Here is a 20,576-nt window from a genome sequence, read left to right as displayed (position 1 = left end):
CCGGAAAGAAGACACGCACCAGGCAGCCGCCGGTCGCTCCCTACACTGCCCCCAGCGACGATGTAGAGCAGGTGAGCGAGGTGCTACGCCGGACATTCCTCCAGCGCGGAATAGCTGCCGCCGCAGTGCCTGCCATGCACGTGCACGAGGATCGGCGGGTCATCCAGGCCCTCAGCGTGATCGGTAACGATCATCTCAGCGGGATGGTGGACAGCCTGGGCGAACTCATCGACCACTACGCGCAGACAATCTGCGCGCTTCCTCCCGCAGAGGTGTATGACGAGCTTCTCACGGTCAGGTCGTACGCCAGCGGGATCCTCGATCACGTCGATCACACCTCACCTCGGACGGACCTCGTCTTGGCAACTGGCCGGCTATCCCACCTGCTCGCCGTGGCCGCATGCGACATGGGAGAGCACGCCGCCGCTCGCGTCTGGTGCTCCGACGCCGAACGCCGCAGCAGGGAAGCCAGACACCCAGAACTGGAGGCATGGGCAGCACTGACCAAAGCAATGATCGCCTGGTATCAAGGGCAGCCTCGCCAGTCTGCGACGCTGTCAGCCCGGGGCCAGCACGTCGCGCCGCGAGGGACGGTCGTCTACGCCAAGCTGGCCTCTCAGGAGATGCGGGCCGCGGCGATGGCGGGCAATGTCGATGGCATGACCCGCGCCCGCCGCCAGGCCAGCAAGGCAATCGCGACCCTTCCCGCTGATGCCGCGACAACAGGTGCGCTCTCCATCGCTCTGTCAGAAGACCCGCCCTACACCGCCACGTCGCTGCTGTTCGTCGGCCGGTACCGCGAGGCCGTGAACGCCACCCAGCGTGTCATCGAGACCGTCTACCAGCCAGAAGCCCGCCAACGCGGCGAGCACCCATCCGGCTACGCACGCTCACTGCTGATCCTTGGACTCGCCCAGGCCGCACTCGGCCAGCTGGACGAATCAGCGGCCGCCGGCCACGCCGCGGTATCCGGCAGCCGCCCCACCTGGCCCACCATGGTGCTCGCCGACAAGCTCGACAAAGTCCTGGCCCAGCAATTCGCCGGCGCCGAACAGACCGTCGAGTACCATGCCCGGTACCTGGAGGCGATCAATGCCCCAGCCGCACACCACCTGCAACTCCCGCGCGCTGTTGAGGACCGTGGATGACCGACGACATCAGTCCCGACCAGATAGCCGAGATCACCGCGTACGTGGACGTCCATGCACCTCCGCCTGACGACCAGCCGACCGCACTCCTGCTCTTTGGAACCAATCAGGCGCCACCAGCCGAGATCGCGGCCGAGCGATACCACGCGGGTCTCGCACCACAGATCATCGCCACCGGGGGCGTGAACCGCCACAACGGGATCGTCGAAGCGCGCACCTTCCGCCGTCTCCTCATCGAACGTGGCGTCCCCGACGACGTGATCCGCTGCGAAGACCAGTCCGCCAACACCTGGCAGAACGTTGAATTCGCGCTGCCATACCTACAGGAAGCACTACGGTCAGGGCTGGTCATCACCGCCGTGTCGAAGTGGTACCACCGCCGCACCGTGAACATGCTCAAGACGCTCCTCCCAGACATCGGCGCCTTTCACGCCATCGGATGGGAGCCCGTCTACGCGGGCAAGACGGTGACCCGGACGGACTGGCCATCCATCCCCGATGGGAAGCGGCGAGTGATCCGCGAGTGGGAAGAAGTCTCCCGCCGCGTCGGGGAAAGGAGCCTCGCTGACGCGCGACGCACAGATGGGACGTGGTGCTGAGCGAATGCTCGACGACAACACCGCCACGAGGGACGGAAACTGGGTCCGGCGGTCACCCTTGCCGCCGCGGAACGTCCGAGAGCACTTATCGCACCTGACCTAGTGAAACGCCTCACAGCCGGAGTCATCCGGGACAAGATCGAGCGAAGCGCAGAGGCGGTGGCCGAGGACCCGCTCTGGATTCCACGCTCAACCGAGCGCCGATGCTCCATTTTGAGCGTGTCCCAGCCGCACTTCCCGGTCATCCGTGAGGAAGCCCTATGGACCCGGTACGCCATCGATCGCAGCTGCAACGCCCTCATCGCCTGCTGGAGCACTGGGCTGGGGATACCGCGGTGGTCGTAGCGGATTTTCCTTCCGGGATCTCCAGCCGCGGCGCCCTGAATCTGGCCAGGGCGTTCACCCAACTCTGAAGGCTGGCGCCGGCAACGCGAACGGGAGGCCTTCGCCTTCGTCCCCACCGCATTGACCAGCCCGAACCTGCCCTCTGACGGGTACATGATCCAGTCCTACATCCGTGTCGAGGAAGCCGCCCACCGAGTCGGCCGGGCCCTGCACGCGCTCGATGCCGCCGGGCTGACCACCCGCGTCGCCATCGGCGTCGCCGCCGAACTGGCCGCCATCGAGCAGGCCGAGTTGGGCAACGTGTCCGAGCGCGCTCGACAGGCTGTCGCTCTCACCCGCGAGACGCCTCGCCGGTCCAGGTGGCCAAAGCCGCCAGCATGATGCACGACGATCCCTGCGGCTCCGAGACGCTCTTCACCGAGATCGACCCGGCCGCGGCTGCCGTCACCGCAGCGCACTGGCTGCACGCGGCGGCCACCGTCACCGCCGAGTATGCGGGGCTACCCGCCACTCAGATCGTGACCGAGGCCGCCAACATCTCGGTCCTCCCCTACCAGACGCCGACCCTCGTCCTGGAGTTGGTTGCCGACGGCGCCTCCCCCCGCCAGGCGGTGATGCCCTTGATTCGCAATGCCCTGCGAGTCGCCGAAGGCAAGATCCCTGACATCACGGCGCTCAAACAGCGGATCACCGCCGCCGAGCAGCTGCTCGACAAATGGCGCGATGACCAGCCCGAATTGAGCCTGGACGCGCTCGATCTGCGGATCACCCTCCTGGATCCCGGCCGTCCAGCTCTCGACCTACTGGAGGATCTGCTCAGCGGAATCCGCGGCTGCTGGCTGCTGTATGCCGTGTACACAAACGATGTCGAGGTCGCCGGCTTCATCGAGAGCCGGCGACCTCGACGATGAGGACGTAGAGGAGGACTAGCAGGAGCGTCGCACCGACGCGTTCCTCACGGAAGTCCGGGAAGAAGCCAACACACAGCGCCAGCGTGCTGCCGTGCTCGGAACCGCCTCGCTGTCGTCCTCTTGAGTGACCTGTCCCCAGCGGCAGAGCACACAGCCCGCACCTGGTTTGCCGGAGGCGTCGTCCATTCCTGACAGAAGGCCAACTCCGCCGCGAGCGAGATGCGATGCCACCCTCGCCCGCGAGGCCGGCAAGCGACGTCTCGATGCTTGACGACTCCGAACGGTGAACCGGTCTGGGCACACCGGGGCCTCCAAGAAACCTGGACCGGTTCAGGTAGCGACAAGGCTCGGATCCTGCAGGAGTACGAGCAGCGCGTTCGCGTCGGCCCTGGCGATCACCGCCAGGTCCCAACTGCCCTAATCGAAATCGCCAGGTGGGCGGCGGTGAGGCCAGGCTCGCGCCACGAGCGGCTCGAGACGATACCGACCGTTCTCGTCTTGGTCCAAAACACCGAGCGCTGACAAACAGCTCACGATGCTTTCAGGACTGTCGGCTCCCGAGAAGGCAGCGGCATCCACTAGATCTGCCCATGACATCCCGTTGTTGTCCATCCAACCGCAAATCTCCCCGTAAGCGGCAGCGATCGTATCGTCGATGTTAAGGCCAATGCGGTCGATCAGGCCCACGCACCCTTTGACGGCGGACACCTCGTCTGCGATACGGCGTAGCGCCTCATCTTCATTGCCGGTATTCACTGTCAATGACAGCGCTCGCTCAATAAGGTACGGCCAGCCGGAAGTGATCTGCAGCAGGTGTTCCTGCTTTTTCTCCGTCCCGAATCTCTCGGCCTCCAACGCCCACACGCGCAGAGCCGTTCTGTCGTATCGACGTAGGGTCACCACGCCCAGCTCAGGCAGATCCTCTGTAAATACCCTTGCCCAGAACGACAGCGCTCCGGTATCAGCGACGAGGACGACGGAGCGCGTGACTCCGCCTCGAACCGGACGCATCTCGATCGCGCTCCGCAAGCTCTCCCAACAGCTCTCGGGTTTGGTCCTGAAGCCAGCAAGGTCGGAGAGGACCAAGCGGCGACCACCGGGGTGTCCGCCTACCAAAGCCTCGTTGAACTCCTTGCGACCGCCTGCGGGGATCAGGGTGAAGCGGTCTCCGAGTTCTTGGACCACCTCAGTGATCGTGTCGGCGACCGCATCGATTCCGGTCGCGGAGGAGCCAAGCACCAAGCGCACCTGGTTTGTGTGATCTCCGAGCAGGTCGTTCACCTGTGCGATGGTCAACGGCCAACGGGTTCCAGTTGCGAGAGTACGACGTGTTTGCTGCGCGATGACTTCGGGAGGGACGGACTTTGATTCCGCTTGGAGGAGCTCCGCCTGTACTTCGTTCCTCGTGCCGATCATGTTGAGGGCGTTGGAGGAACGCAGTCGCCAACCCACCCCGTCCGGGTTCGGTCGCAGTACGCCGAGTCCGGCGAGTTCGGATAGATAGGAGCGGAACGCTTCGGCATCGAGTGTGGCGAATCCTGCCTCCCACCAGGATCGGCACTCTTCCGCGAGTTGGGCATCCGATAGCCGGGCGTTCAGGTCATTTTCATACGCGTGGTGGGCGAGCACATTGGCAATTACGTTGTAACGGGGATCGAGATTCAGGGTGTCGCGGAAGGCGCTGGTGATGTCACGGCGCAGCTCGGCGTCGGATTCCACAGCCCTCACATCGGTCTCGGTGACGACGTATGGCGGGCCAGCTTCATCTTTCGCCCGTCTGGCATGCATTGTCTCGATCAGCCGATGACCGAACATCTGTAGCAGGTAGGGCTGGTAGGAGCAGTAGTTCAGAATTCTGTGAACCAGTTCAGGGTCGTCGAACTTGAAGCCGAGAACGTCGAGTGGCTGGTTGATCAGATCAAAGGCGTGTTGAGGCCGCAGCGGCCCGATCGCCGTAGCCTTGCCCAGATGGCTAAAGGGGCTGTTCCCGGAGAGTTTGGAGAAGCGTTGTACGGAGTGCAGCCCGGCAAAGACCACCTTGGCCCGGCCGTCCGACTCCAGCACTAGTTGCTTGAGCCGCTTCGTCTCGCGGAAGTCAGCGCTGCCGGAAGAATCCGAATCAAAGAAGGTATCTGCTTCGTCAAGCAGGATGAGCAGCTTGCGCCGGGAATCGCGCCCCAACCACTCCAACGCACCCTCACGTACGGCGTCGTAGGGATCGCGACGCGATTTCCGGGAGGTGGGCTGAGCCAGCACTTCGGCGGTGATGAGCGTCTGGCGCAACCGGTCCCAAACCATGCTCGCTCCCAGCCCCCCGCCGTCGGAGGCCACGTTCAACTCCAGGTTCACCGCCACGCGCTCGGGCTCCCGCTCGAAGCGGTCCTTGCTCTCCCTGAGAAGCGCCGACTTGCCGAGCCCACGCCCTCCGAAAATCACCTGAGTGCCATCCGGGTCCAGTATGTCTCTGCACTCCTTGTCGCGACCGTAGAACATCTCGGGCGCCACCAGCATCCGCTTCCGCCGGACATAGGGATTGACCGCGGAGAACGGAAGCGCGGTCGCCATGGTTGTCTCGAGCCGGCCGAGTCCGTTAGCGGCGACGTAGGCCAACAGTGCATCGTCGATCGCCACAATGGGAGCCCCCGTGGAGACCGCTAGTTGCGCAAGCTCGCGCCGGGTGTCGGGGGGCATCGTCCCGAAGTAGCCGATCAGAATGCTGTCTCCCGATGTATCCTGGTCGACCCAGCCCGTCAGCATTCCTGCAGTAGGCCGGTCCCATACAAGCAGGATTCGAAGTCGTCCACCGCGTTGATTTCTGATGCCCAGTTTGCTGCCGAACGCTGGGACCATGGCCTTACCTGTCACCGAGATCCCGACCAGTTCGATGAAGCGTCGCGACTTGCCCCGTGGTAGATCGTCCCGCCGATCCACTCTCTGAGCCTCGATACCGATGATACGCATCGCCTGCAGTACGTCTCGATGATTAAAGTTCGCTCGCTCCTCAGCCCGGGTTCTGCCCAATTTGGCCCAGAGTTCGAGAGCGTCGGCAGCACTGCCGCGAGCGTCGGTCGACAATGCCGAATAGTCGAGTGATGCCAAGCCCGTATGGCAGCCACCATCTCGTACGGTAACGAGGAAAGATTCCGTGAGCCCGCCCTGCAGCGCCTCAGGAACAGCGGGAAAGAACCTCTCGAGGTCCCGTCTACTCACGCCAACCGGCGTCGTGTCCCCCATCTCGAGGAAATAGAGGTGCTCCTCGGCCGCTGCGAGTTCACCCTCTTCGATCAGGCGTCGGATGCGATCCTGATCGTCTTCGGTGAGCTCCAACCGCTCTACGAGAAGAGCCAGCTGTTCGCTTAGTCGCTTCGCCGCTTCTCGCCGATGCCGAGAAAGGTCGTCTGAGACGCCTGCCAGAATATTCCTTACTCGGACCAGATCCAGGCGCCGTGCTGGATCGGCGGTTCTAAGGATCTCGGCGAGTTCACTTTCCTGCTCGTCCGAAAGCTCGTTACGGGCCCGTCCCCGTCGCAGCTCAGCGATGAGGCGGGCGCTTATATCCATCAGCTCGGCGCGACTAAACTCGACTGCCGCGTTGAGCTTGTCCTCGATACCGCTTTTGGTCAGCGGACCGAGGTCTTCTTCGGGCAGGGGCAACCGCCCGCTCTTTGCCAAATTGATCGTCTCTCGGACTGCTGAGTAGTTCTCCACACCGATCTGCGTCGAGAGAGCCTTTGTCCAGTCCGCTGCGGCAGCGGCGAGCAATTCCTCTGGTGATGTACCCGCCGGGACCGTGACGAACAGCGTCCGAGAGTCGACGTCAGCCCTCGGCACCTTTAAAAGCTCTGCGGTAAGCGCTAGCCCGGCTGGGATTTCACCCGGCGACAAACGGACGCCACCGTCGAGGAGTTCGAAAATCTCGGACATCGACTCTCTTGCGGCGTTCGCCGCAGCAGCCACCAGAGGATCGGAGCTCCTCGACTGGTCCGTAAGGCCGGCGATCACACCTGCGCGTTGCTTCCCGACAGTCGAGCGCAGGGCGGCGATCGCCTCTATAGCCCAACTCTGTCCAGCAGTCTGGTGTCGCTCGTACGCGGCGATAGCCGCCAGCCATTCGGAGACGACTTCGACCACATCGTGGATAAGGGCTAAGAGGTCCTGCCTGCTTGGACCTTCCACTGGCTTTCCGGAGTGTTCCCTCGTATACCAGCGGTCAATGGCGTCGATTTCTTTTTCAGCTTCGTCGAACTGGGACAGCCTCTGCGCTTCCTCACGGATCGTCGGCTCGACCGAACGGTCGTCTTCAGCAGCAGCAGCGAGTAGCACCCCGAGCAGACCGTCGTTGCCAAGCCATTGCTTGGCAATAGCAGTAGCCCGTTGGAAGCGGAGCTTGCGGGGACGCAACAAATGCAGAGCCGCCTCGCCGGCAGCAGAAATCCTCCGCTCCAGTTGAGTGACGTCGGCGAGCACACCGACTATAGGAGCTTCCAGGAAGGTTCCACGCAGCGCTTGCTCACCGACCTCTGTTGCCACTCTGCTGAGATACGGATCGAGCCGCCCGGAGATGCTGGCCAGGAGCGCTCCCGTCGTGGGCTCGCCTGTGATCAACGCGGCTCGGAGCAAGGCCGGCACGGCCAGCAACAACGTCAATTGCTCGGCGTGGATTTCCCTGCCATTGAGTTCCGATCGGAGCTTGGCTGCGCAGGAGCCGGATGCTGGTCGTACATGCTGCCCCAGAGCTGCCACACGTAATGCCCACGTTCGCGCTTCGGCGTAGTCGGCAGCCTGCGCTACGGCGTGCGCCATGCCGAATCGCCGCTGGGCGATAAGACCAGCGATGCCGGTCAGGACGCTGGCTGTCTCGGCCCGACTCCTCGTCTCGTTGATGATGGGCTGAGCGCTTGGAGAAAAGATGGTCTCAGAGGCCTCGTTCTCACCGCTTTGCGCTACTGCGATCTCATGATTAGCCGGCTGATTTCCTTCACGCGCTGCGGTATCACCATCGGTGGCTGCCTTCGGGTTCTCAGAAACCGGCAGCTCATTTTCGTTGGGCGTGGCAATCGAGAAAGCGACTGCATCGGTGGCATGACTGTCTGAGGCAACGGCGGGAATGGTTTCGGCTCCGGTACGCGGGACTGGGCCTTCATCGGGGCGGGCTCGGGCTATGGTCGGCGGGGTTCGGAGGAGCTTCCCCGCAGCCGCCATAATCGTCAACATGCTGAGGGCGGACGGCAAAGCCTGGGCCCGCTGCTGGCAATCGGCGAGTATGGCTGGATCAGCCGTGGCACACCCGCCGGGCGCATTCGCTAGATCGACGAGGTCGCTCAAAGCGAGCAGGCCCTCCAGAAGCTCTCGCTGCGTAGCGTCCCAGCTTTCGGCCGCCAGAAGCCCGCTGGCCAGATCCTTCAGCCGTTCCAGCGGGGTATGCAACTCCTCTGGCCCCGTCAGGCGATGCAGCTCGGACAACCGACGGCGTTCGGCGAAGTCCTTCCAGCTCTCCTCTAGTGAGGCAATAGCTCGGGTGGCCGCGGGAACCGTCGCCTCCTCGAGCGTTACGCCCTGCTGCCCCAGCCAGTCCACCGCCTCTTCGAATGCCTGCGTCAATCGTTCCAGCGATGCCAGGTCGTCTTCTGAAGGAACGCGCCCCTGCATGCGCACAGATGCATCGATCTGCTGCGCGGCCTGGACCGCCGCAGTCAGCGCACCCGCGAGATCTTCACGTAGAGCCCGTGCCCTGGCCGATTCGGGTATATCTACGGGATTGTCTGTAGCGGCAGATGCTTGCTGCTCAGCTGTCATGGCGGGGGTGGAATCCTCCGTGAGATTGGAAGGTATGGCGCCGACCTTACGAGCCGCGTCCAGCAAGGCAGCGACCTGCTCGGCAGCGAACCCTGGCGGCAGCCACCAGTCGTAGCGGGCCGCGCCGAGCAGCTTTCGTGCCTCAGCAGGACATGGGTGCACGTGTGCCCATAGGGCCGCACGCCTCAACGCGTCCGGCCAACGGGCAAAGGCGATGTCACCCTCTGCTTGATCTTCGCCTGCCTGAAGTACGGCAGCCAGGACATCAGGCTGGACGGGCTGAGTGAGAAGGCTGGCCGCGAACCTGGACGCCGGCAACTTTGCACCGCGCAGGCATGCCAGCACCTGTGCGCAGAGCGAGGGACCGACACGAGTCATGTTTCTCATTCCGAGAACGCGTAGGAGCCGAGAGCGATCCCTCGAAACCACCTTCGGTAGCGCGGTACCCACGTCGTCTGCGGTGAGTGAGTCGAGCACAGCGCGCCACAGATCTGGCAGGGCATCCTGCAGTGCCTTTGCCACGCCCTCAAGCGCGGCACGCTCCTCCAGTGTGTGCGGCAGCCCTTGGTGGTGCGGCTTCCGTAGCACGTTAGTCAGCGGGTCGGGGTCCCACGGCCGTTTCATTTGCTACGCGAACTCCTCAATGGACACAAGTTAGCGATAAACGTCAATTTGCCCTAAACGGACATGATTAGGGGATGGATCCCATCGCCGCCATCCCAGGTGCGGCGAAAACTCACTCCAGTCTGCACCAAGCCTTCGACATTTCCTTCCGATTTCACATCACATCCATCATGTTGCCCACACCCTTACACAAAGATGTATCGGGAGTGTCACTCTCCGCTCTCACCCTGTCGCACCTCCCTGGAGGAGGCCAGTAGAACTTTGCTGAGCAGGTGCCCGGGCCGGCCGCACGCCTGGAAGGCGCGCCAACTCCTGCTGCAGGAAGCGGCGACGGCCGCCTGTGCGGCATTCTTAGCCACCGCGACGATGCGCGCGGACGATGGTGTAGCCGGCCGGAAGTTCGGCCCCGAATCCGAATTGCTCGGCGACCTGGCGGTACTCCGCGCGGGCTGAGTCTGTTGCCTGTTTGCCCGGCGGGAGCCGTCTGAGAAATGACCGCACATCGTAAGCTCTGAGGCGCACGGCCTTGGCGTGGGCCTCCCGCTCCGAAGCGCTTTCCGCTACTGGAGCGTTCTCAGACCGCCAAACTAGAACGGGAATCTCCAGTTCCCCACTCGCCGCGGGGAAGGTTAGTGCGCCGTCCGGGGCTCTGCTCGCCACTGTTCGGTGCAGGACCCCGTCGGTGAGCAGTTCCGCCACGGGAACTGACAGAGTTGTCGCCTCGGAGGCCGGATCATCGAAGACTATCCTGGCGAGCATCTGTTCCGGCAGGACCGCGCTGCCGTCCGCCTGGAGCACGCCCGCTCGACGGACCGCGCGGAGGATCCGTTCACGAAGCCTGAGGTGTCCAGGTTGCCCCCTTACGACGCAACCCGGAGCCCTGTCCCTGGTGACGGCTCCCGGGTCGTATCGGTGTTCGATGAGCTCACCGTCGAGCATGATCGGAACATCAAGAAGGGTCGATCCGGCGTTGAGAGTGGGTGCTCCGCGAGGCCACCAAAAGTTAAGGAGGATGCCAGGAAAGTACTCCAGCGGCCAGCACACGCCGGCCAGACTGAGCCCGCTTTGTCGGTGCTCGACGCTGACCATCTGATCCGCCTCATCGGGATCTAGGTCGCATCCATCGTGTTTGAGTCGCAACCGTACGGCTTCCTCCTTCAGCTCACCCGTGAGGCGCGCGGGTAGTGGGAGCGTTCCCTCCGTGTGATGCTGGAGCCGCAGCGGGGTGGTCCAGTCGATCTGGGAATCGGTGATGGTGAGTCGTTCCTCGGCGGCGGGTTCGGCGGCCCAGAGGTCGTCATCGGCGACAGGCGGTAGGCTCTCCAGCCAGCCGAGGCCGAGCGGCAGGAGTGGGTCGAGGCTGGCGTGCGGCCCAGCGGGATAGGAGACACGCCAGACGCCGCCGCCCTGCCGGGCATCGTCGAGTCGCAGGTGTCCGCCTGACGGCAGAACACCCCCTTCGTCGGCTTCGCGCCTGGCCACGTCGGACAGCACGGCGTTGGTATGGCAGACGGCGACAGCGTAGGCGATCCCTCCTAGCGCTGCCTGATTGGAGGCGAACGCGCGCAGGCGGGGACCGATGGCCGTGTAGGTCACGCTCTCGGCGGGTCGATTTCGTCGACTCTCCGACGGCGGCCAGGTCATTCCGCTGACGATCGCGGACAGGTCGGGCCCGCCGAGTTCACCCTCCCTGTCGGCGAATCGGATCGCGAGCGTCTCGCGAGGAAAGGCGTACGGCCCCCAGCGCCGCAAGCCAGGAGCATTGGAAAGGACAGCGTCAAGGGTGCGGAGCGCTCCACGCACGCCCGCCTGGAGATCAGTATCGTCGGCATCGGCACCAAGCAGTAAGGGCAGCGGCCCTCTGATCAGGCACTCCCGGGCGGGGCCCAAGAGGAACTCCACGAATCCCGTTCGGGCTTGGGCGGGCAGAAGCAGGTGACCGAGATCGTCGAGCAGTCGGCCCTTGCGGCGTAGCCGTCCGAGGCGTTCACGCGTGGTGATAACGCCTTGACCAAAGGCGTCGAAATCTACGACCAGCCTGTCTCGGGGCTCCGGACCACCCTCAGGGCCTGCCGTGTTGCGGGGAGCTCCCGACAGCCAGGGCTCGACCTCACCATCGTCGTGCAGGGCGGGATGCGAGCCCTCGGTGTACATGACTTCGCCGAACAACGGTTCCCTACCTGCCGCCAGGCTTATCATCGCCCCGACCGGAGGGGCGGGTGCGTCAGGCCGTGCCGCAGGCAGGAGGTCGAAATCCACTGGGCCACCTGTGTAGCCGCCGTAGTCGAGGTCGTAGCCGAAGTACACGGCGTTGAACGCAACCGCGGTGTGAAGAACGCCGCGCCGGGAAGCTACGGCTTCGAGGTAGCCGGTAAGTTGCTCCCGCTGGTGTTCGGACATGGCTTTGGGACCAATGACGAGTTCGGCGGTGAACAAAGGTTCGCCCGCATAGGGAGTCCAGATCGTCACCGTGTCTCCTTAGCCCGCCAGGCGGCCTCGCGCCGCACGTTGCCGATTTCCCGCCAGCGCCCCTCGACGAACACCACCGTTCCCGCAGCCTCCAACCGCGCGAGTGAGTCCTCGACGCGACGCGCCGTCACCCGGGGTGCCGCCCCGAAATACCGGCTCGTGGTAATCGTCCTTTGCAGCCGCACCCTCTGCCGTCGCCCAGCGTGGAACCATGAGTCTTCACCTCGTAGAGCAAGGCGGAGGTGCTGAACGCTGAGACCACGCGCAACGTGCCACAGCAGGGCGATGATCTGCCGATCAAGAGTTCGGTCCTGCGCTGCGGATGCTCCTCCGCTTGCGGTCAGGTTTCGGATAGCGGTGTTGAGGGCCAGGGCGACGCCTGACTTTGTCTCCCCCTTCGGAAGGTCGACCCGCCTGTCCCAGCAGGACGAGCAGCGGTTGTGTGCGCCCGAGCAGCAGCCCTCGGGCAGCTCGGCGACACCGAAGTAGTCGGCGAATTTACGGTTAGCTCAAGTGGCGCGATCTTCGAAAAAGTCCCGCAACCAGTCCAGCTCCGCGGCAGCCCGTGCCGTACTGCGCCCAAGCGCCTCGTGGAAACCGTCGGGAAGCCCGCGACGCAATGTTCTCACTCCTGTGACGAACCTCCGCGACGGAGCTGCGGAGACGTCAAGCCTCCCCCTGTCATGCAGGTCGGACAGCAGCTCCCACAAATCTGCCGGATGCTCGAACGCGTCGGAATACCCGTCGATCTCAACTGCCAGATGGTGGTGGAGGTTTGAAAGGGAAAGCGCTGACCTGCGAAGGACATCCTCGCGCGCCGGAAGCCCCAGCACAGTCGCGATCAGTTTCTCCTCCAGCGGATCCGAAATGCCTCCCGGATCCGACAGCTCGCCCGCGGCGACCGCCACTCGGGGCGGGAAGTCACCGAGATCCTCAACAGCTCCGAGGTCGGCGAGCGTCGTAAAGACCTGAGCCACCCCTTCCGCATACTCATTGTGCGTGCGGGACTCCCGCGCCTTCGCGGCATCAATTCGTCCAGTCTCCAGATCCTCACCAATGAGCCGGTCGGCCACCGCGACGACATCAAGCACACCGTCATGGTGGTCGAACACCATGACGGCCATCCGCCGGGCGAGAGAGGCGGAGACAGCCCGGTCGGTCATGAACTGGACGGTCCGCAGACCTCTGTTGGTGGCGAGGGCGAGACCGGCGTTGACCATACCCGGCGCGCCACCGTCCCGACCAGCGCGGCCGATCTGCTGATAGAGCGCCGCCAGATCGGTCGGCGGCGACACGCAAAAAACCGTGCGCACGTCGGGACGGTCGATACCGAGGCCGAACGCGGACGTGGCCACTACTAGAAGCGGAACGAACCCCTCCTCGCCCTGCCGCGGAGCCTCGCGAAACTCCGTCATGACGGCCGCTTTCTCCGCCTCGGTGAGCCTGCCGTGGAAGCGTCGGACCTGCACGCGGCCACCACCGACGTGGTCGCGCAGATGCGCATGGACGGCAACGACTTCCTTGACCGTTAGGCAGTAGAAGATCGCGTGCCCGTCGAGCTCGCGGACGACCCCTTCCAACAGAGCGGCGACCTTAGCCGGCCCGGCCGACCCGATCGAGCGGCGGTGGATGGCCAGTTCCGGCCTGATCGGACTTTCCTGCACCGTCACGAGGTCGCTGTCGTCTCTGCCCTCGTGGAGCCCGAAGATCCTTTCTCGCAATCCGGCGCGGACAGTGTGGTTGGCCGTGGCAGTCAGCGCCGTCACGCGCAGGTCGTGCTCCGCGCGAAGTTCGGCCAGGAAGCGTTCGACTCTGCGAAAGGACGGTCGGAAGTCGTCCCCCCACTGGATCGAGGTATGTGCCTCATCGATCGCGATCCGGGCGATGATCCCGTCGCGCACGGCTTCACGCACCAGCGCTCGAAAGCGGCTCTGGCACAACCGTTCAGGGGACACGTAAATGATCTTTATGCGGTGATCGTGCCGACCCTGCAGCTGCTCGTGGACTTCGGTGCGCCCCGCGCGGGAGTTCGACTCGCGCATCGGCCCGACGAGCGCTCGCACCGCGCCGCCGATGGAACGGTTGAGCTCAAGTGCCTGGTCGTGCATGAGGGCGACCAGCGGCGACACCACCAGCGTTACCCCGGGCAGAATCAGCGCGGGCAACTGGAAGCAGTAACTCTTGCCGAAGCCCGTCGGTAGAAGCCCAAGCAGGTCATGTCTGTCGGCCACGGCTCGAATCGCCCGCTCTTGGGCGGGCTTCAACACGGCCGGACCATCCTGGAGCCGAAGGAGGCCCGCGACAGCCGCAGCCCTCTGGATGACCTCATCGGCCAGTCCGCCGGAGGATCGCAACCGTTCGACCTCTTTGTGACTCAGTTCCAGCATTCGGATCGCGCGGGTCTGTGGCAAAGTCGTGTGCTTGTCGAGCGCCTCGTCGGTCGACAGTTCCGACGCCCGGTCCGGGTCTAGCAGCCCATGACGGGCAAAGAAGTGCCAGATCCGGCGCCAGGCGTCCGTCATCGGCACGACGTTGCCTCCTCCGGGCTCCCAGGTAACGCGATGGGGCTTGAGAATCTCCGGTTCAAGTGAGCCGAGGAAGATCCTTCGATAAGTACGGCGAAGCGCTGAGACTCCCGCGAGCTTGCGGTCGGAGATGACCACAACACCCCTGTGGCGCTCGGATCGGATGAGCCGTCCGACGGCCTGCCGGAGCTGGAGCGCGGCCATCGGCAGGTAATACCGTTCAGTGGCTGACCGCTCGGGATCCTCGAGGCCAAGCGACTCGGCTCGGACCGCCTCGGCTGCCCGGCGCGCCTCGATCACCGGGTCACCGAATGGCGCGAACGGCAGCTTGTTGATCCAGACAAGGCTGAGGCGCTGCGGATCGGCGATATCGACGCCCTGCCACAGCCCTTTGGTACCGATGAGGAAGCCGCCACCGTATTCACGGTCAGCAAACTCGGCGAGCCCCTGCTTATTGCCGCGTACCAACGCTGACCGAACGGGAGCCGGGTCTCCGGCACGCCGTAGCTCGCCCACGAGACGGTCAGCGATTCCGCCGGCGGTCGACCGTGCCGTGGTGAGGACGAGAACGCCGTTGTCGTAGCCACCGCGTTCGCCGTCGGTCGGGCGGACCATAGCGGCGGCGTATCCCCGCAGTTGATGAGCGACGGTCCTGATGGCGCCTTCCGTCTGCTCAGCCCACGACGGGAAGTCTTCCAGGCAGACCAGCTCCATCTGGTCTTCCAGGTCGAACGGGCTCGGCAGGTGCAGCGTTCGGGTGGTCTCCTTCAACCCCAGCCGCGATTGAAGGTAGGCCCACGAGCCCTCCACTCGAAGCGTGGCCGAGACATAGTAGGCGCGCCGGAAGGTGTCCAGACAGCGCCGCCATTCGGGGTCCTCGGGCAGTTCGACTGGAGAGGTTGCGAGCTGGAATCGGTAGTTCCGTAGACTCCCCCGCAGTACATCCAGTTCCTTCGCATGGACGACACGGTTCGATGTATTCGGCGGCAAAGCCCCGCGATCTGCGGAGCTTCCGATCCGTCCCTCCTCGCCGACGTGTGCGCATTCCTTGTGCCCGGTTTCGGGCGGCAGGCCGGGCAGATCGGACATGTCGTCGACTTCGATCAGGTCATTGTCGTCCGGGTCACTCAGTTCGGCCGATTCGGCGAGCTCATCGTCGGCGTGCGGCTCGTCGGTGGTCAGCGATTGGTCGGCGCCGTCGAGGAAGTCCTTCAGGTCAGCGACGATTGCCTGGGCAGCGGAACACTGGACCATCGTGCGGCTGATCAGCGCGCTGACCCGTTCCTTCGCGTAGAAGTCGAGAGGTTGGTTTGAGCGGTAGGCGCCCAGAGCTCCAACGACAGCCTCACACAGGCCAGCGAGCCGCATCAGGAGGCCCGCGAGGGTGGCGACCCGGCCACGACCAGAGGAGCCGCCGAATGGGCTCGCGAGTGTGGCGGTGCGGGAACCGACTGAGGCTCCCGGCGAACGGGCGTCAAAAAGCTGGGCAGCCAGCTTGGGAAGGCTCTCGTGATCGAGAAGGCCGTTCAGGTTCGCGACGGCATCAATTACCGCAGTGCGGCGCGGACCAGCCGCTGCCTCGGGGATCCAAGCCTCGAGCTCAGCACGGAGGTCTTCGAGTGCTTGATAGTCCACGATCGTGGTGAGCGTGGAGGTGGCGGCGTTCTCCAACTCGTGGGCTTCGTCCACTACCAGCATGGCGTCTGCACTGAGGGCCTCCAGCTGATCGAGGTGGGCGAGGAGCAGCGCGTGATTCGCGAGAACCAGCCGCCGGGAGGCGAGGGCTTCGCGGACGGTATCGGTATGCAAGGACACGGGGTTGTCCGGATCTTCGGCGTAGTCTCCCGCATCGCCTTGCGAAAGGGTCGCCAGCCAGATGTAGAACACAGGGCCGACGTACTCGGCGAAGAACACCGGCACGTCGACCGGGTCGACGGAGCGTGCCGCCCAAGAGGTAGACGGTTCGCTTGCGGCGCGCAACCGTAGGAACAGATAGATGAGTAGTTCCCGATAGCGCGGATCCGGGAGGAAACGCCCTGCCGAGCCTGGCCTGACGCGCCGTCCAAGGTCGAGCGCGGTAGCGTCCGCCAGAGCGAGCAGCAACGCCCTCAGTGAGAGCCGGTTAGCCTTGCCCTTGACCACGTTGCTCAGGCCAAGAAGCCCGGGGACCGCCTGCTCGAGCAGGACGAGATCAGCAGCGAGTTGCGCCTGAAGTTGCTTGGTGTACGTCGTGACGATGGCGGTGTGCGCGGGATGGGCGGCCAGCCAATCAACGACGGCCGCAAGGATCGCATAGCTCTTCCCCGTGCCGGTCGGCGCCTCGATCGCGCCGCACGCGTCGGCATCGGCCCAGGAGTGGAGGGCGGCTGCCATCTGTTCCTGGGCCGGCCGCCGTCGTACATGCTCGCCGTGGACCAGCGCCGCGAGTGCGACAGGGTCCACTCTGCCATCGGGTCCGCGCAGGTGCTCGGCAACGGCGAGCATTTCAAGGCCCTCACCGCTGTCCGGCCCGCGCAGCGGTGCTCTGTCGGCGAGAAGACCGACGGTGAGCTGAGCAATCTCAGCGTGCGTGGCGGGTAGTTCTCTACCGAGCGCGCGGCCACCGCCCGCTAGCTCGCGCAACAGGCGCCAAGCCATCGAGTCGGGGCATGCAGAGGCGATCAGGTCCGCAAGCTGTTCTGGCCAGGAGGCCAGGGTTCGCGCGCCGAACTCAAGCAGCCGACCGAGCAACTCCGCATCGTCCGTTGCATCGTGCCATGAAAGATCCTCGGTCTCGACGCCCAAGTCCTCGGCGAGGGTGGCGAGCCGGTGAGAGTCAGCCATAGGCCACAGGGAGAGGGCGAGATAGTAACCGTCGATCCGATGGCCGGGCAGATCCGGCAATCCCTCGCGAGCCAGCGCGTCGGCGAGCATCGGGAAGTCGGCGTCGGTGCCGTTGTAGGCGACAACGACATCCGCGCCGTCCAGGAAGGCAAGGAGATCTGCGAGGGCCTCAGCAGGCGAGAGCGCTTCGGCGGCGTGCCGCTCACGCATCTGGACCGAAGCGATCGTCCAGTCGTCGTCGGACGGAAGTGCCAGCCAGCGAGTGAACCGGCCGGCACCCGAAGTCCATGCTAGGTCTGCGCCACAGCGGACCGCGCCGATCTGAAAGATTCGCCTCTCCGTATAGGGCTCGCGGTCGGTGGTGCGCACGACCGACTCCACATCGATGGCGACCGCCCGCAGTGCTCTGGGAGGCTTCCTCTCCGGCTCCGCCCCTCGGGAAGGCAACGATGTGGAGTTGCTTCCTGCTTGGTGCAGGATTCCCGAGTCCTCGTTGATGTGCCCGGCCGTCACGGCCTCGTCAATGAGCAGGGACAGCCGAGAGTCAGGCTGGCGCGGGAATTTCGCTCGTGCTCGGGCGAGGAGCTCCGTACGCGTGAGACCGCTGTCGCCGAGCAACGCGAGAAGCTTGCGGGTATGGGGGGTAGGGCCGGTCATCGCGCCTTCATTCGTCGTGAGCAAGCAGCGGGGACTCTGGGTCGTCCGGGAGTTCGTCGGCGCGGTACTCGGGATGATCGAGGTCCAGTTGGCGAGCCAGGTGTAGGGGCTCTGGGTAGGTGGTCTGGCCGTCCCAGCCGCTCGTCTGGCGGCACAGGCGAGCGGCGGTGATGGCCAGCGCCTCCATTGCGTGATCCGGCAGTTCCCCGATCGGATACAGCTCCAGGGTGTTCATGGAGTACCAGGTGCGACGGGTCGCCGGCCCTTCTTCGGCGCCCCATCGGGTCGTGAACTCGCCGAGCCGTCCCGAGCCCGCTCCGTCGAACTGGACGGGTACCCGGGACAGCCAGAACACTGGGTTGCCGAAGTCGGTCTCGACGCGGAATAGTCGGGTGGTGGTGCGCGATTCCGTGGTGGTTTGGCGACCGTCGGCGTGGAGGCGCACTGTCGTGACGCTGATGGGTCGGGGCGTCTCGGCTGGTTCGGCGTTGACCCGGACTGTGGCGACGGGTCGCTGGGCGACCGGCAGGGTCGAGCCGGGGAGCCAGGGACGGTCCAGAACCGGGGTGGTTCCCTGCCGGTTGTTGAACAGCCCCGGCCAGGCCCCACGGCTGGCGAACCCGTCAACGTAGATCACGTAGGGGACGCCGCGGAGCGTGGTGTCGGTGAGCGTGCCGAGGGCATGTTCGACGATGCCTGCGAGCCGGATGAGCTCATCGTGACTGCGGCTACCCGGCTCCAGCGCGACGGCGTGGAAGTGCGCGCACGCCAGTGGATAGGGCTCCCAACAGGATCGGTCGCGATGCGTCCAGGCCCACACCTTCCATCCGGTCTCGCCCACGCCTGGAGGGATCAAGGCAGTGATCGTCACAACAAGCTTGGTCTTCCCGCCTCGTGCTTGCTTGTTCTGCTGGCGAACGTGAATCCCAATGTGCGCGAGGCTCGTCGCGAGATGTTCACCAATCCGAACTCCGGCGAGGGCATAAGTGAACCGGTCGTCGGCCAGGCCCGCGGAGCGGAGCAGATCGATCACTGCGGCTCGGGCGGGGTAGTCCTCATGTTTGGGCGGTTTCGCTCTTTTACGCACTGGCTTGGGCTGATCGAGAAATTGAGACACAAGCCCCAGTCGGGCGAGCAGTCGTCGCACCTGCGGTTTAGCGTCCTCCGCCTCGAGTTGCCCGCGCCGCTCGAGGAATCGCTTGTACGCCGCTCTTGCTTCCTGCTCGGTTTCCGGCTCAGTGTCCTCGGGCTCGACGCGTGCGCTGTGGTCGGAGTCCGTCTCGCAGAGAACGATCGTGAGGTCGCCCGGCGCCTGATGCAATACCGGGATCCGTTCCGCCAGGGAAGCTCGATCAATCTTGAGGCCGTGGTCGAGAAACTCCGGCGCGTGCTTGAGGGCGACCCTGATTTCGTCGGATACGGCAACAATGGCTCCGTCGGAGGGGTCCGTATCTACTAGGTCTACCCCGAAGGCCGCGCCGAGTTCGGTGAGCATTCGCCGCCGGTTGACGTCCTTGGCCCAGAGGCAGACGACGGTCAGCGAAGTGTGTCCGTGGGCGCGCAGGGCGGCCGCGATGGCCCCCGCTTCGATCGGGCCCTGGCGCGGGGCCGGGAATCGTCCTTTGACGACGCGCGTGCCGATCGCCCGAATCTCAGGGAAGGCCTCATGCACGTGCCGGTGAAGTGCGCGGTGGAAGTGCATCCCGACGCCCCGGCCGATGGCGAACCGCCAGGATTTCGGCACCACTCCACGAACCCGTCCGGGCTCTGCTGCGTTAGTCGTGAAGTCTTGAAGGTCGAGCACAGCCCGGTCCACGCTGAGGGCGGCCAAGGTTTGTGCGGCCGGCCGGTTGACGTGCCGGGCGATCCTCCCATCGAGTGCCAGGCGCACGAGGGGCGCTCCCACTGCCTTCTGTTCGACGAGTACCGAACTCACGCCGCGCAGCGTCGGGCTGATCCTGGTGGCATTGCCTTCCAACAGCAGGACCGGGTAGGCGATGTTCGGAACGGTCTTCAGACGGGCCGTGATGCGCGCCATGGAGTATCGAGGTTCAGCCCTCTTGTCTTTGGCGCCCGGCACGGGCCGCAGCACGGTGCCGGGCCACAGATCATCCCAGGCGTTGAGCGCACCGCTGGTGTCATCGCGAAGCCGCACGGACCGGCCGTCCACCGCCCAGGGATGTTCGGCAAGGGAACGAGCAAAGGCCCATACCGCGGTCGCGAACACCCAGCCGGGGGGATTCGGCTGGGTGAACCCTCCGTCGAGATAGGCTCCCAGGTGGACGTGTTCGGCCGGTGTGGCGGCGGCGATCTTCGCGAGCTCGCAGGGCCGGTCGAGGTTGGGCTCCTCACCGAGCGAGAAGGCGCGGAAGAGCGTGAACGTGTCGAGGACATCTTGTTCGTCGAGGTCCATCTCGGTGACGAGTTCGCCCTTGCCCGGGTCGAAGTGGACGTGACCGCCGAGCAGACCGCGCATTGCCAGTGACACCGCGGAGTGTGCGGGCTGGACGTCTCTGCCGCACTTGGCCTTGTAGGCGCTGTCAAAGGCCCACCAGGCGCGCCGGAACTCCTCGGGCAGCCGTCTGATCTGGACCGTTCCGGCCAGGTCGGGGGTGAACCGGAAGGCCAGGACGTTCAGTCGGCTCGTGCTGTCGGGCATCGGCTGCCGCTCCTCTTTGA

8 protein-coding genes are annotated in these 20,576 nt (G+C 64.9%); 4 read left to right on the top strand and 4 right to left on the bottom strand.

The window, feature by feature from the left end; genetic code table 11:
- The first annotated feature begins 134 nt into the window (after positions 1-134).
- The 4 genes from ACIBX3_RS51295 to ACIBX3_RS51280 all read left to right on the top strand — a co-directional run bounded on the left by ACIBX3_RS51295 (position 135) and on the right by ACIBX3_RS51280 (position 3,003).
- Positions 135-1,148, top strand: coding sequence for a hypothetical protein (locus tag ACIBX3_RS51295; RefSeq protein WP_397128145.1), 1,014 nt, complete (start codon positions 135-137; stop codon positions 1,146-1,148).
- Positions 1,145-1,747, top strand: coding sequence for a YdcF family protein (locus ACIBX3_RS51290; RefSeq protein WP_397128059.1), 603 nt, complete (start codon positions 1,145-1,147; stop codon positions 1,745-1,747). Before ACIBX3_RS51295 ends, ACIBX3_RS51290 begins: the two co-directional genes overlap by 4 nt.
- 498 nt (positions 1,748-2,245) lie before the next feature.
- A complete protein-coding gene (locus ACIBX3_RS51285; RefSeq protein WP_397128058.1) occupies positions 2,246-2,473 on the top strand; it encodes a hypothetical protein in 228 nt (75 codons plus the stop codon).
- Positions 2,470-3,003, top strand: coding sequence for a hypothetical protein (locus ACIBX3_RS51280; protein ID WP_397128057.1), 534 nt, complete (start codon positions 2,470-2,472; stop codon positions 3,001-3,003). Before ACIBX3_RS51285 ends, ACIBX3_RS51280 begins: the two co-directional genes overlap by 4 nt.
- Positions 3,004-3,420: 417 nt before the next feature.
- On the opposite strand, the gene ACIBX3_RS51275 is transcribed toward ACIBX3_RS51280, so the two are convergent.
- From ACIBX3_RS51275 to ACIBX3_RS51260, 4 genes are all read right to left on the bottom strand, one after another.
- Positions 3,421-9,177, bottom strand: coding sequence for a hypothetical protein (locus tag ACIBX3_RS51275; protein ID WP_397128056.1), 5,757 nt, complete (start codon positions 9,175-9,177; stop codon positions 3,421-3,423).
- Positions 9,178-9,774: 597 nt separating this feature from the next.
- On the bottom strand, positions 9,775-11,892 hold the full coding sequence (locus tag ACIBX3_RS51270) for a hypothetical protein (protein ID WP_397128055.1): 2,118 nt from the start codon (positions 11,890-11,892) through the stop codon (positions 9,775-9,777).
- Between the two features lie 509 nt (positions 11,893-12,401).
- Positions 12,402-17,897 (bottom strand): DEAD/DEAH box helicase, encoded by a 5,496-nt coding sequence (locus tag ACIBX3_RS51265; RefSeq protein ID WP_397128054.1) that lies wholly within the window; start codon positions 17,895-17,897, stop codon positions 12,402-12,404.
- A 7-nt stretch (positions 17,898-17,904) separates the two neighbouring features.
- Positions 17,905-20,556 carry an RNaseH domain-containing protein gene (locus ACIBX3_RS51260; RefSeq protein WP_397128053.1) on the bottom strand — a complete coding sequence of 884 codons (2,652 nt, stop codon included), beginning with the start codon at positions 20,554-20,556 and terminating at the stop codon, positions 17,905-17,907.
- Between the last annotated feature and the right edge of the window lie 20 nt (positions 20,557-20,576).

Source organism: Nonomuraea sp. NPDC049480 (assembly GCF_044465905.1).
Lineage (GTDB): Bacteria > Actinomycetota > Actinomycetes > Streptosporangiales > Streptosporangiaceae > Nonomuraea.
The sequence above is the reverse complement of the archived record's forward strand: the minus strand, read 5'-3'. Positions and strand labels throughout refer to the sequence as shown.

Excerpts from the sequence above, each read along its gene's own strand:
- ACIBX3_RS51290 (WP_397128059.1), top strand. The coding sequence starts at position 1,145 with ATGACCGACGACATCAGTCCCGACCAGATAGCCGAGATCACCGCGTAC.
- ACIBX3_RS51260 (WP_397128053.1), bottom strand. The coding sequence starts at position 20,556 with ATGCCCGACAGCACGAGCCGACTGAACGTCCTGGCCTTCCGGTTCACC.
- ACIBX3_RS51275 (WP_397128056.1), bottom strand. The coding sequence starts at position 9,177 with ATGACTCGTGTCGGTCCCTCGCTCTGCGCACAGGTGCTGGCATGCCTG.
- ACIBX3_RS51285 (WP_397128058.1), top strand. The coding sequence starts at position 2,246 with ATGATCCAGTCCTACATCCGTGTCGAGGAAGCCGCCCACCGAGTCGGC.
- ACIBX3_RS51295 (WP_397128145.1), top strand. The coding sequence starts at position 135 with ATGCACGTGCACGAGGATCGGCGGGTCATCCAGGCCCTCAGCGTGATC.
- ACIBX3_RS51280 (WP_397128057.1), top strand. The coding sequence starts at position 2,470 with ATGATGCACGACGATCCCTGCGGCTCCGAGACGCTCTTCACCGAGATC.
- ACIBX3_RS51265 (WP_397128054.1), bottom strand. The coding sequence starts at position 17,897 with ATGACCGGCCCTACCCCCCATACCCGCAAGCTTCTCGCGTTGCTCGGC.